Raw genomic sequence first — 12889 nt, 5'->3', positions numbered from 1 at the left:
GGTTGAAGTGAAAACACTAATAAGAAAATTCTCCCGTACGGCCATCACGGTCGTATTAGTCATTCTGGCCTTCATCGCAATTTTTAATGCCTGGGTCTATTACACCGAATCCCCGTGGACGCGTGACGCGCGCTTTAGCGCTGACGTCGTTGCGATCGCGCCGGACGTTTCTGGACTCATTACCCAGGTGAATGTTCATGATAACCAGCTGGTGAAAAAAGGACAGGTACTGTTCACCATCGACCAGCCGCGTTATCAAAAGGCGCTTGAGGAAGCGCAAGCCGATGTTGCTTATTATCAGGTACTGGCACAGGAGAAACGCCAGGAGGCCGGACGTCGTAACCGTCTCGGTGTGCAGGCGATGTCTCGCGAAGAGATCGATCAGGCCAACAACGTACTACAAACGGTTCTGCATCAGTTAGCGAAAGCGCAGGCGACCCGCGATCTGGCAAAACTGGATCTTGAACGCACGGTGATCCGCGCGCCAGCAGATGGCTGGGTGACCAACCTCAACGTCTATACCGGTGAGTTTATTACCCGTGGATCAACGGCGGTTGCGCTGGTGAAACAGAACTCCTTCTATGTACTGGCCTATATGGAAGAAACTAAGCTGGAAGGGGTGCGCCCTAGGTATCGTGCAGAGATCACGCCGCTTGGCAGTAACAAAGTGCTGAAAGGGACTGTTGATAGTGTTGCTGCTGGGGTCACCAACGCCAGCAGCACGCGTGACGACAAAGGGATGGCGACCATCGACTCTAACCTTGAATGGGTGCGTTTGGCGCAACGTGTTCCGGTTCGTATTCGTCTCGACAACCAGCAAGAGAACATCTGGCCTGCGGGCACCACTGCTACAGTGGTGGTCACTGGCAAACAAGATCGCGACGAAAGCCAGGATTCGTTCTTCCGTAAAATGGCCCATCGCCTGCGTGAGTTTGGTTAATCACGATGGGTATTTTCTCCATTGCTAACCAACATATTCGCTTTGCGGTAAAACTGGCGACCGCCATTGTACTGGCGCTGTTTGTTGGCTTTCACTTCCAGCTGGAAACGCCACGCTGGGCGGTACTGACAGCGGCGATTGTTGCCGCCGGTCCGGCCTTTGCTGCGGGAGGTGAACCGTATTCTGGCGCTATTCGCTATCGTGGCTTTTTGCGCATCATCGGCACATTTATTGGCTGTATTGCCGGACTGGTGATCATCATTGCGATGATCCGCGCACCATTATTGATGATTCTGGTGTGCTGTATCTGGGCCGGTTTTTGTACCTGGATATCCTCGCTGGTACGAATAGAAAACTCGTATGCGTGGGGGCTGGCTGGTTATACCGCGCTGATCATTGTGATTACCATTCAGCCGGAACCGCTTCTTACGCCGCAGTTTGCCGTCGAACGTTGTAGCGAGATCGTTATCGGTATTGTGTGTGCAATTATGGCGGATTTGCTCTTTTCTCCGCGATCGATCAAACAAGAAGTGGATCGAGAGCTGGAAAGTTTGCTGGTCGCGCAATATCAATTAATGCAACTCTGTATCAAGCATGGCGATGGTGAAGTTGTCGATAAAGCCTGGGGCGATCTTGTGCGACGCACCACGGCGTTACAAGGTATGCGCAGCAACCTGAATATGGAATCTTCCCGCTGGGCGCGGGCCAATCGACGTTTAAAAGCGATCAATACGCTATCGCTGACGCTGATTACCCAATCCTGCGAAACTTATCTTATTCAGAATACGCGCCCGGAATTGATCACTGATACTTTCCGCGAATTTTTTGACACGCCGGTAGAAACCGCGCAGGACGTCCACAAGCAGCTCAAACGCCTGCGGAGAGTTATCGCCTGGACCGGGGAACGGGAAACGCCTGTCACCATTTATAGCTGGGTCGCGGCGGCAACGCGTTATCAGCTTCTCAAGCGCGGCGTTATCAGTAACACAAAAATCAACGCTACTGAAGAAGAGATCCTGCAAGGCGAACCGGAAGTCAAAGTAGAGTCAGCCGAACGTCATCATGCGATGGTTAACTTCTGGCGAACCACACTTTCCTGCATTCTGGGGACGCTTTTCTGGCTGTGGACGGGCTGGACTTCCGGCAGTGGTGCAATGGTGATGATTGCGGTAGTGACGTCACTGGCAATGCGTTTGCCGAATCCACGCATGGTGGCGATCGACTTTATTTATGGGACGCTGGCGGCGCTGCCGTTAGGGCTACTCTACTTTTTGGTGATTATCCCTAATACCCAACAAAGCATGTTATTGCTGTGTATTAGCCTGGCAGTGCTGGGATTCTTCCTTGGCATTGAAGTACAGAAACGGCGATTGGGCTCGATGGGGGCGCTGGCCAGCACCATAAACATTATCGTGCTGGATAACCCGATGACTTTCCATTTCAGTCAGTTTCTCGACAGCGCATTAGGGCAAATCGTCGGCTGTGTGCTCGCGTTCACCGTTATTTTGCTGGTGCGGGATAAATCGCGCGACAGGACTGGACGTGTACTGCTTAATCAGTTTGTTTCTGCCGCTGTTTCCGCGATGACTACCAATGTGGCACGTCGTAAAGAGAATCACCTCCCGGCACTTTATCAGCAGCTGTTTTTGCTGATGAATAAGTTCCCAGGGGATTTGCCGAAATTTCGCCTGGCACTGACGATGATTATCGCGCACCAGCGCCTGCGTGATGCGCCGATCCCGGTTAACGAGGATTTATCGGCGTTTCACCGGCAAATGCGCCGCACAGCAGACCATGTGATATCTGCCCGTAGCGATGATAAACGTCGTCGGTACTTTGGCCAGTTGCTGGAAGAACTGGAAATCTACCAGGAAAAGCTACGCATCTGGCAAGCGCCACCGCAGGTGACGGAACCAGTACATCGGCTTACGGGTATGCTCCATAAGTATCAACATGCGTTGACCGATAGTTAAGTCAAAACCGACGCCAAAAGCGTCGGTTTTTTCATGGCTATACTTAGCAATGAACGGCAGAACTCGCCGCGAAACGTGACGGTGGCAACAGATGAATATTTATACCTTTGATTTTGATGAGATTGAGAGTCAGGAGGATTTTTATCGCGACTTTAGCCAAACCTTTGGTCTGGCAAAAGATAAAGTACGCGATCTCGACTCTCTATGGGATGTGTTAATGAACGATGTCCTGCCGCTACCACTTGAGATTGAATTTGTTCATCTGGGAGAGAAAACGCGTCGCCGTTTTGGCGCATTAATATTGCTGTTTGATGAGGCAGAGGAAGAGCTGGAAGGGCATTTGCGTTTTAATGTTCGTCATTAGCGCAAAAAAAAGCCCCCGAACCGGGGGCAATATCGTCGGACAAGACGATGAGGGTTTATTTGTACAGTTCAGCCGTAGCGTGCCAGGTGTCACCGCTACGAGCTTCAGTAATCTGGTAGGCCGTTGCGCCTTTCTCTTCCGCTTTTTTGTTCAGCATTTCACGCATATCCATTGGCGAAGACGCCACACCACTTACGGATACGGTCCCGATTGCTTCACGATTTTGTGCTTGTGCAGCATCAATGGAGTCGGCAGCGAATGCACCGAAAGAGAGAACAGAAAGTACGCTTAATGCAGCAACAGTGGTTTTGATTTTCATGATTTTTACCTCGACATAATCTTTTAGCTGGGCCTTTGTTTCGTGACCCATATCACAAAATCAAGTATACACTAATTATTGAACTAATTAATACCACGCTAACTGTTTCAGTTGATACTAAGTGTTAAAAGTGTGAGTTTTAATAACAAAAAAGAATTAAAAACACGGTTATTTATTATTAATTCCATTATTTTCAATTAGATAATGAATTTTGCATAATGTGCTTTTTTTAACTCATGTATTCATTATGTGAATGACATGTCGCGCTAAAACGCACTATTCGTTAAATTAATCGTAGGAGAAAGCAGGGGGATGAGAGGGAAAAGCAACATTTTCCCCGCCGCCAGAAGCGACGGGGCAGAGATTAAAGCTCCTGGTCGAACAGCTCTAAAATCGCTTCGTACAGGTCTTTGACGGTGAAACCGTTAGCAGGGGTAGTAAAGATGGTGTCATCGCCAGCGATGGTGCCCAGAATACCTTCTGCTTTGCCCAATGAGTCCAGCAGGCGAGCAATTAACTGCGCCGCGCCAGGGCTGGTATGAATCACGACAACTGCATCGTTGTAGTCTATATCCAGCACCAGATTCTTCAATGGACTGGAGGTAGTTGGTACACCCAGTTCAGCTGGCAGGCAGTAAACCATTTCCATTTTGGCATTGCGTGTACGTACAGCACCAAACTTGGTCAACATCCGCGAGACTTTAGACTGATTAATATTGTCAAAGCCTTGCTCCTGCAACGCGGCGACGATTTCGCCCTGGGAGCTAAATTTCTCTTCTTTAAGTAATGCTTTAAATGCTTTAACTAGTTCTTCTTGCTTAGCCGAGCTTCGCATAAGTCACCCGATATGGTGGTTGATACAACATTATTGTGCATACAGATGAATTTTTATGCAAACAGTCAGCCCTGAAGATGGCTGAAATAATGTTATGAAAGAGCGGGATTTTATCAAATTTCGTTATTGAGAAACATGCCTGCGTCACGGCATGCAAATTCTGCTTAAAAGTAAATTAATTGTTATCAAATTGATGTTGTTTTGGCTGAACGGTAGGGTATATTGTCACCACCTGTTGGAATGTTGCGCTAATGCATAAGCGACTGTTAATTACGTAAGTTAGGTTCCTGATTACGGCAATTAAATGCATAAACGCTAAACTTGCGTGACTACACATTCTTGAGATGTGGTCATTGTAAACGGCAATTTTGTGGATTAAGGTCGCGGCAGCGGAGCAACATATCTTAGTTTATCAATATAATAAGGAGTTTAGGATGAAAGTCGCAGTCCTCGGCGCTGCTGGCGGTATTGGCCAGGCGCTTGCACTACTGTTAAAAACCCAACTGCCTTCAGGTTCAGAACTCTCTCTGTATGATATCGCTCCAGTGACTCCCGGTGTGGCTGTCGATCTGAGCCATATCCCTACTGCTGTGAAAATCAAAGGTTTTTCTGGTGAAGATGCGACTCCGGCGCTGGAAGGCGCAGATGTCGTTCTTATCTCTGCAGGTGTAGCGCGTAAACCGGGTATGGATCGTTCCGACCTGTTTAACGTTAACGCCGGCATCGTGAAAAATCTGGTACAGCAAGTTGCGAAAACCTGCCCAAAAGCGTGCATTGGTATTATCACTAACCCGGTTAACACCACAGTTGCGATTGCTGCTGAAGTGCTGAAAAAAGCCGGAGTTTATGACAAAAACAAACTGTTCGGCGTTACCACGCTGGATATCATTCGTTCCAACACCTTTGTTGCGGAACTGAAAGGCAAACAGCCGGGCGAAGTTGAAGTGCCAGTAATTGGCGGTCACTCTGGTGTTACCATTCTGCCGCTGCTGTCACAGGTTCCTGGCGTTAGCTTTACCGAGCAGGAAGTGGCTGAACTGACCAAACGTATCCAGAACGCGGGTACTGAGGTGGTTGAAGCGAAAGCCGGTGGCGGGTCTGCAACCCTGTCTATGGGCCAGGCAGCTGCACGTTTTGGTCTGTCTCTGGTTCGCGCACTACAGGGCGAACAAGGCGTTGTCGAATGTGCCTACGTTGAAGGCGACGGTCAGTACGCACGTTTCTTCTCTCAACCGCTGCTGCTGGGTAAAAACGGCGTGGAAGAGCGTAAATCTATCGGCACCCTGAGCGCATTTGAACAGAACGCGCTGGAAGGTATGCTGGATACGCTGAAGAAAGATATCGCCCTGGGCGAAGAGTTCGTTAATAAGTAATTGATTAGCGGATAATAAAAAACCGGAGCACAGACTCCGGTTTTTTGTCTTTCACGTTGGCCTTAATTGGTTGCCGGATATTCCTGAATGGTGACCTGCAGCGTTAACTGCTTATCATCACGCATCACTACAACCGGGATCACCGAGCCAGGGCGAATTTCCGCCACCTGATCCATCGTCTCCAGAGCAGAGATGGCCGGTTTGTTATCCACCGAAATAATCAAATCATTGACCTGTATACCCGCATTCGCCGCCGGGCCGTCAGGCGACACTTCATTAACTACGATACCTTGCAGTTGATCTATGCCACCGCCCTGCGCATGCAGTGGTGCGATCTCACGTCCGCCGATACCAATGTAGCCGCGGATCACGCGACCATCGCGGATCAGCTTATCCATAATTTTGGTTGCTAACTGGAAAGGAATCGCAAAGCCGATACCTTCCGGCGTTTCGCCATCGTTACTCTTATCAAACGACAGCGTGTTAATGCCCATCAGTTCGCCCAGCGAGTTCACCAGCGCGCCGCCAGAGTTACCGTGGTTAATGGAAGCATCGGTTTGCAGGAAGTTTTGCCGCCCGGTCGGATTAAGACCGATTCGACCCGTGGCACTAATAATCCCCTGGGTAATGGTCTGCCCGAGGTTGTACGGGTTACCGATCGCCAGTACCACATCGCCGATGTGCGGTACGCGACGTGCATTGATTGGAATGGTAGGTAAACCGCCAGTGGCATTAATTTTAAGTACCGCCAGATCGGTTAGAGAGTCAGATCCCACCAGTAATGCTTCAAATACACGTCCATCTTGTAAGGCGACGATGATCTGATCGGCGTCGTTGATGACGTGTTTATTGGTGATGATATAACCGCGTTGATCCATGATTACACCGGATCCCAGGGTGCGGATCTCAAGCTGGTTGTGAGAGTTGGTGTTCAAACCACGGTTGTAAACGTTAACCACCGCTGGCGCGGCGCGGCGAACCGCCAGATTATAGCTGGCAGGCGTCTCATCGGTACTGTCAAATTGCGGAGTGGAAAGCGGGTTAAGGCTGCGCAGCGAAGGCATGGCAACCAGCAGAATAGCGCCGACAATTAATCCAATCGCAACGGAACGTAAGAGCTTCACAAACATGATGGAGGCGTCATTAAAAAAGGGAACGGCAGCAGCATACCACGAGTTAACCGGACATCACACGTCAGCCTGATGCCCGGTTTACGACATTAACGCATCAGCAAATAGATGCTTTCATTGCCGCGTACAATTTGCAGGGCGATGATGGCCGGTTTTGCCGCCAGCACTTTACGCATTTCAGCAATCGAGTTCACCCGATCGCGGTTGACGCCAATGATCACATCGTCTTTTTGCAAGCCTGCCTGAGCAGCTGGGCTTCCTTTGACAACCTCATCGATCTTAATACCTTTGCCGCCATCTTTTAGCTGACCATCGCTCAACGTTGCACCTTCCAGCGCTGGCGTGATCATTTCAGCACTGGCCGACGAAGAGGTACTGGTATCGAGCGTCACTTCTACTTCCAGTGGTTTGCCATTACGCAGCAGGCCGAGCTTTACTTTCGTGCCCGGCTCGGTGGTTGCGATACGAGAGCGCAACTCAGCAAAGCTATTCAGCGGTTTGCCGTTGAGGCTGGTAATAATATCGCCCGCTTTGATGCCCGCTTTTGCCGAGCCAGAACCTGGCAACACTTCGCTGACAAACGCGCCACGCTGCACGTCAAGGTTGAAGGCTTTGGCGATATCGGCACTCATCTCGGTGCCTTTGATGCCTAACAGACCGCGTTTGATTTCACCAAAGTCGATAAGCTGCTGCGCCAGTGTTCGCGCCATATTACTGGGGATGGCAAATCCAATCCCGACGCTCCCACCGCCAGGCGCAAGGATTGCAGTGTTGATGCCAATTAACTCACCGTTAAGGTTTAACAGTGCACCGCCGGAGTTACCGCGGTTAATGGAAGCATCTGTCTGGATAAAGTTTTCAAGACCTTCAAGATTCAATCCGCTGCGGCCTAATGCGGAAACAATGCCAGAGGTGGCGGTTTGCCCAAGGCCAAATGGGTTACCGACTGCCACGGCAAAATCACCGACGCGCAGTTTGTCTGAGTCGGCAATGGCGATTTGCGTTAATTTACTCGGGTTTTGAATTTGCAAAAGGGCGATATCGCTTTGGTCATCGCTACCAATCAGTTTTGCATCAAACTCGCGCCCATCATTGAGTTGAATACTGATTTTCTGTGCCTGATTAATCACATGGTTGTTGGTCAGAACATAGCCTTTACTGGCGTTGATGATGACACCGGAGCCTAAACCTTCGAAAGGTTGTGCAGGTTGATCCGGTAAATCATCACCAAAAAACTTTTTGAATTCTTCCGGGATTTTCTGTCCCTGACTGGCCGTTCCTTCCACTCGTACGCTCACCACTGCCGGAAGCACTTTTTCCAGCATTGGGGCCAGACTGGGGAGAGGGGCCTGATCGGCAACCTGGCCTGGAATCGACGCAACGGCCTGAAATGACGCCGAGAGAGTTAACCCGACACTTAACGCTAATGCACTCAACAGCTGGGTTTGTTTTTTCATTATTCCTGCTCTCGTACCTGAATGATAAGAAAAGAGATTCAAAACAGTTTGATGTTATTGAATTTTCAGACGGCTAACAATGAGACACCAGATTAAATGATAGTCGGGGAGGGAAAGAAGAGGAGGGCGCAATGGCTGCGCCCGAAAAATAAATTAGTCGCGCTTCGCGCCAGTACGCAGCAGGCCTGACGCGCCTTCAGAATAGTCGCGTGGCATTTGCACCGGCGCCTGATCGTTGCTGGCTTCAGACTCTGCCAGACGATTACGGAACGGGTTTGCTTCAGCAGACAGTTCCGGCAGCAGGCTGCTGGAGCTTTTCGCCATGTGTTGATACAGCTGGCGATAGTCGTGCGCCATGGTATCCAGTAATTCCGCGCTGCGGGCAAAGTGGCTAACCAGCTCTTCGCGATACTCGTCCAGTTCAGCTTTATTCTTTTCCAGTTCGTACTGCAACGCCTGTTGCTGGCGTAGTTTACGATTACCAAAACGCATGGCCACAGCACCAATAATGATGCCGACGACTAACCCAATTAGCGCATATTCCCAGGTCATGAACATCTCCCGTTGTCTTTTGTTTCCGTAGGGTGTTGGCTTCAGGCTCCATGCCTGCGGCTGATTATGCCACTATAACCGTTAATTCCACAGAAGTGGAATCCCGACTCCATATCCCGTAGTGTAGAACGGCCTTTTTTTCGTCAACCGTGAACAACGGCGCACCGATTATTCAAGGAATAACAATAAGATCATGCAAAGCGTTACCCCAACATCGCAATACCTGAAGGCGCTCAATGAAGGCAGCCATCAACCCGACGACGTTCAAAAAGAGGCCGTCAGCCGCCTGGAAATTATTTATCAGGAACTCATCAATAGCACGCCTCCAGCCCCCAGGACGAGTGGGCTAATGGCGCGGGTCGGTAAGCTGTGGGGTAAACGCGAAGACACACAGCATACGCCAGTGCGTGGCTTATATATGTGGGGCGGGGTAGGACGCGGGAAAACCTGGCTGATGGACCTTTTCTATCAAAGCCTGCCGGGAGAGCGGAAACAGCGTCTGCACTTTCACCGTTTTATGCTGCGGGTACATGAAGAGCTAACTGCTTTGCAGGGGCAGACCGATCCGCTGGAAATTATTGCCGATCGCTTTAAAGCAGAAACTGACGTGCTCTGTTTTGACGAATTTTTTGTTTCTGATATTACCGATGCCATGCTACTTGGCGGCCTGATGAAAGCCCTGTTCGCCCGCGGTATTACCCTGGTAGCGACGTCAAATATTCCGCCGGACGAACTTTATCGAAATGGCCTGCAACGTGCGCGTTTTTTGCCTGCAATCGATGCCATTAAACAGCATTGTGATGTAATGAACGTGGACGCCGGTGTTGATTATCGACTGCGTACGCTCACTCAGGCGCACCTGTGGCTTTCGCCACTCAACGATGAAACCCGGACGCAAATGGACAAACTATGGTTGGCGCTGGCGGGGGCGAAACGAGAAAATTCACCGACGTTAGAAATCAACCATCGGCCATTGGCGACAATGGGCGTCGAGAACCAGACGCTGGCGGTCTCTTTTACTACGCTGTGCGTCGACGCCCGTAGTCAGCATGACTATATTGCGCTCTCACGCCTCTTTCACACGGTCATGTTGTTTGATGTACCAGTTATGACGCGGTTGATGGAGAGCGAAGCGCGGCGCTTTATTGCGCTGGTGGATGAGTTTTACGAGCGCCATGTCAAATTAGTGGTGAGTGCAGAAGTGCCGCTGTATGAAATTTATCAGGGCGATCGGCTGAAGTTTGAGTTCCAGCGTTGCCTGTCACGTCTGCAAGAGATGCAAAGCGAAGAGTATCTGAAGCGCGAGCATTTAGCGGGTTAAAACCTGCCACAAATCACAAAAAGGGGTCGATCTTTGACCCCGACTTCTCTATAATCCTGCGACCCCACGTTACAAGAAAGTTTTTTTCCCAAAACTTTTTGTGTGCTGGCATAGGCTATTCGAAGGGGTAGGTTTGCCGGACTTTGTCGTGTGAACCTCAACAATTGAAGACGTTTGGGTGTTCACCAACGTGTAACTATTTATTGGGTAAGCTTTTAATGAAAACTTTTACAGCTAAACCAGAAACCGTAAAACGCGACTGGTATGTTGTTGACGCGACCGGTAAAACTCTGGGCCGTCTGGCTACTGAACTGGCTCGTCGCCTGCGCGGTAAGCACAAAGCGGAATACACTCCGCACGTAGATACCGGTGATTACATCATCGTTCTGAACGCTGACAAAGTTGCTGTAACCGGCAACAAGCGTACTGACAAAGTGTACTATCACCACACCGGCCACATCGGTGGTATCAAACAAGCGACCTTTGAAGAGATGATTGCTCGCCGTCCTGAGCGTGTGATTGAAATCGCGGTTAAAGGCATGTTGCCAAAAGGCCCGCTGGGTCGTGCTATGTTCCGTAAACTGAAAGTTTACGCGGGTAACGAGCACAACCACGCGGCACAGCAACCGCAAGTTCTTGACATCTAATCGGGATTATAGGCAATGGCTGAAAATCAATACTACGGCACTGGTCGCCGCAAAAGTTCCGCAGCTCGCGTTTTCATCAAACCGGGCAACGGTAAAATCGTAATCAACCAACGTTCTCTGGAACAGTACTTCGGTCGTGAAACTGCCCGCATGGTAGTTCGTCAGCCGCTGGAACTGGTCGACATGGTTGAGAAACTGGACCTGTACATCACTGTTAAAGGTGGTGGTATCTCTGGTCAGGCTGGTGCGATCCGTCACGGTATCACCCGCGCTCTGATGGAATACGACGAGTCCCTGCGTTCTGAACTGCGTAAAGCTGGCTTCGTTACTCGTGACGCTCGTCAGGTTGAACGTAAGAAAGTCGGTCTGCGTAAAGCACGTCGTCGTCCGCAGTTCTCCAAACGTTAATTGGCTTCTGCTCCGGCAGAAAACAATTTGCGAAAAAACCCGCTTCGGCGGGTTTTTTTATGGCTAAAATCTGAATCAGCGTAAAAAAAGGAATGTTGATTTTTGCTATCGCCTGACAGACAGAAAACAAAAACCACATCGCCGATAAGGGACTAAGTCAACCATTTCAGACTAAAGCGCATCTCTTTTTCCCCATTTCCGGCATCGACTCACCACAAAGGTCACAAAATCTGGTAAACTATCATCCAATTTTCTGCCCAAATGTCGGGTATTGCTCATTTTTTGTTTGATTTTCGAACAAAGAGAGTCGTTCCTTACTGGGTAACACAACTTCTGACTGGCCACCTGGTGGCTGGTAGCAGTAAAAATTCTGACTATACCTGGAGGTTTTCATGGCTGTCGCTGCCAACAAACGTTCGGTAATGACGCTGTTTTCCGGTCCTACTGACATCTATAGCCATCAGGTCCGCATTGTGCTGGCTGAGAAAGGTGTAAGTTTCGAGATCGAACACGTGGAAAAGGACAATCCGCCTCAGGATCTGATTGACCTCAACCCGAATCAGAGCGTTCCGACCCTGGTGGATCGTGAGCTGACCCTGTGGGAATCTCGCATCATTATGGAATATCTGGATGAGCGTTTCCCGCATCCGCCACTGATGCCTGTTTACCCGGTAGCTCGCGGTGAAAGCCGTCTGTACATGCATCGCATCGAAAAAGACTGGTACACGCTGATGAACACCATCATCAACGGTTCAGCTTCTGAAGCAGATGCCGCACGTAAGCAACTGCGCGAAGAACTGCTGGCGATTGCGCCGGTCTTCGGTCAGAAGCCGTACTTCCTGAGCGATGAGTTCAGCCTGGTCGATTGCTACCTTGCTCCGCTGCTGTGGCGTCTGCCGCAACTGGGCATCGAGTTCAGCGGCCCGGGTGCGAAAGAGCTGAAAGGCTATATGACCCGCGTCTTTGAACGTGACTCTTTCCTTGCTTCTTTAACTGAAGCTGAACGTGAAATGCGTCTGGGCCGGAGTTAATCTGTATGGATTTGTCACAGCTAACACCACGTCGTCCCTATCTGCTGCGTGCATTCTATGAGTGGTTGCTGGATAACCAGCTCACGCCGCACCTGGTGGTGGATGTGACGCTCCCTGGCGTGCAGGTTCCTATGGAATATGCGCGTGACGGGCAAATCGTACTCAACATTGCGCCGCGTGCTGTCGGCAATCTGGAACTGGCGAATGATGAGGTGCGCTTTAACGCGCGCTTTGGTGGCATTCCGCGTCAGGTTTCTGTGCCGCTGGCTGCCGTGCTGGCTATCTACGCCCGTGAAAATGGCGCAGGCACGATGTTTGAACCTGAAGCTGCCTACGATGAAGATGCCAGCATCATGAATGATGAAGAGGCATCGGCAGACAACGAAACCGTTATGTCGGTTATTGATGGCGACAAGCCAGATCACGATGATGACACTCATCCTGACGATGAACCACCGCAGCCACCACGCGGTGGTCGACCGGCATTACGCGTTGTGAAGTAAAATGAAAACAGGCCCTGGCGGCCTGTTTTGTCTTCT

Annotated in this window: 14 protein-coding genes; 9 read left to right on the top strand and 5 right to left on the bottom strand. The window is 50.3% G+C overall.

Annotated features, from left to right (window positions below):
* Positions 1-7: 7 nt before the first annotated feature.
* The 3 genes from aaeA to QUE34_RS19715 all read left to right on the top strand — a co-directional run bounded on the left by aaeA (position 8) and on the right by QUE34_RS19715 (position 3277).
* Positions 8-940, top strand: coding sequence for a p-hydroxybenzoic acid efflux pump subunit AaeA (aaeA, locus tag QUE34_RS19725; RefSeq protein ID WP_094312593.1), 933 nt, complete (start codon positions 8-10; stop codon positions 938-940).
* Between the two features lie 5 nt (positions 941-945).
* The gene (gene aaeB / locus QUE34_RS19720; protein WP_000510964.1) at positions 946-2913 is read left to right on the top strand and encodes a p-hydroxybenzoic acid efflux pump subunit AaeB; all 1968 of its coding nucleotides are present in this window, start codon (positions 946-948) and stop codon (positions 2911-2913) included.
* Between the two features lie 91 nt (positions 2914-3004).
* Positions 3005-3277, top strand: a complete 273-nt coding sequence (locus QUE34_RS19715) for a barstar family protein (RefSeq protein ID WP_001029013.1) — start codon at positions 3005-3007, stop codon at positions 3275-3277.
* Between the two features lie 55 nt (positions 3278-3332).
* Here the strand turns inward: QUE34_RS19715 and yhcN are convergent, their stop codons facing one another.
* Positions 3333-3596 (bottom strand): peroxide/acid stress response protein YhcN, encoded by a 264-nt coding sequence (gene yhcN, locus QUE34_RS19710; protein WP_000695690.1) that lies wholly within the window; start codon positions 3594-3596, stop codon positions 3333-3335.
* A 364-nt stretch (positions 3597-3960) separates the two neighbouring features.
* Positions 3961-4431 (bottom strand): transcriptional regulator ArgR, encoded by a 471-nt coding sequence (argR, locus tag QUE34_RS19705; RefSeq protein ID WP_001257846.1) that lies wholly within the window; start codon positions 4429-4431, stop codon positions 3961-3963.
* 434 nt (positions 4432-4865) lie between these two features.
* Between argR and mdh the strand changes: the two genes are divergently transcribed.
* Positions 4866-5804, top strand: a complete 939-nt coding sequence (gene mdh / locus QUE34_RS19700) for a malate dehydrogenase (RefSeq protein WP_001352905.1) — start codon at positions 4866-4868, stop codon at positions 5802-5804.
* 62 nt (positions 5805-5866) lie between these two features.
* On the opposite strand, the gene degS is transcribed toward mdh, so the two are convergent.
* The 3 genes from degS to zapG all read right to left on the bottom strand — a co-directional run bounded on the left by degS (position 5867) and on the right by zapG (position 8943).
* Positions 5867-6934 carry an outer membrane-stress sensor serine endopeptidase DegS gene (gene degS / locus QUE34_RS19695; RefSeq protein ID WP_000497723.1) on the bottom strand — a complete coding sequence of 356 codons (1068 nt, stop codon included), beginning with the start codon at positions 6932-6934 and terminating at the stop codon, positions 5867-5869.
* 89 nt (positions 6935-7023) lie between these two features.
* The gene (gene degQ, locus QUE34_RS19690; protein ID WP_001316675.1) at positions 7024-8391 is read right to left on the bottom strand and encodes a serine endoprotease DegQ; all 1368 of its coding nucleotides are present in this window, start codon (positions 8389-8391) and stop codon (positions 7024-7026) included.
* A gap of 153 nt (positions 8392-8544) precedes the next feature.
* Complete coding sequence (gene zapG, locus QUE34_RS19685; RefSeq protein ID WP_001295270.1) at positions 8545-8943, bottom strand: Z-ring associated protein ZapG; 399 nt, start codon at positions 8941-8943, stop codon at positions 8545-8547.
* Positions 8944-9136: 193 nt separating this feature from the next.
* Between zapG and zapE the strand changes: the two genes are divergently transcribed.
* The 5 genes from zapE (at position 9137) to sspB (ending at position 12853) form a co-directional block, all read left to right on the top strand.
* Positions 9137-10264, top strand: coding sequence for a cell division protein ZapE (gene zapE / locus QUE34_RS19680; protein ID WP_001192355.1), 1128 nt, complete (start codon positions 9137-9139; stop codon positions 10262-10264).
* Between the two features lie 218 nt (positions 10265-10482).
* Positions 10483-10911 (top strand): 50S ribosomal protein L13, encoded by a 429-nt coding sequence (gene rplM / locus QUE34_RS19675; protein WP_000847559.1) that lies wholly within the window; start codon positions 10483-10485, stop codon positions 10909-10911.
* Between the two features lie 15 nt (positions 10912-10926).
* Complete coding sequence (rpsI, locus tag QUE34_RS19670) at positions 10927-11319, top strand: 30S ribosomal protein S9 (protein ID WP_000829818.1); 393 nt, start codon at positions 10927-10929, stop codon at positions 11317-11319.
* A 392-nt stretch (positions 11320-11711) separates the two neighbouring features.
* A complete protein-coding gene (sspA, locus tag QUE34_RS19665) occupies positions 11712-12350 on the top strand; it encodes a stringent starvation protein SspA (RefSeq protein WP_000257293.1) in 639 nt (212 codons plus the stop codon).
* Between the two features lie 5 nt (positions 12351-12355).
* Positions 12356-12853 carry a ClpXP protease specificity-enhancing factor gene (sspB, locus tag QUE34_RS19660; protein WP_000366126.1) on the top strand — a complete coding sequence of 166 codons (498 nt, stop codon included), beginning with the start codon at positions 12356-12358 and terminating at the stop codon, positions 12851-12853.
* Positions 12854-12889: the final 36 nt, after the last annotated feature.

Source organism: Escherichia sp. KS167_9B (assembly GCF_030295215.1).
In the GTDB taxonomy this organism is placed as follows: Bacteria; Pseudomonadota; Gammaproteobacteria; order Enterobacterales; family Enterobacteriaceae; genus Escherichia; species Escherichia coli_F.
The sequence above is the reverse complement of the archived record's forward strand: the minus strand, read 5'-3'. Positions and strand labels throughout refer to the sequence as shown.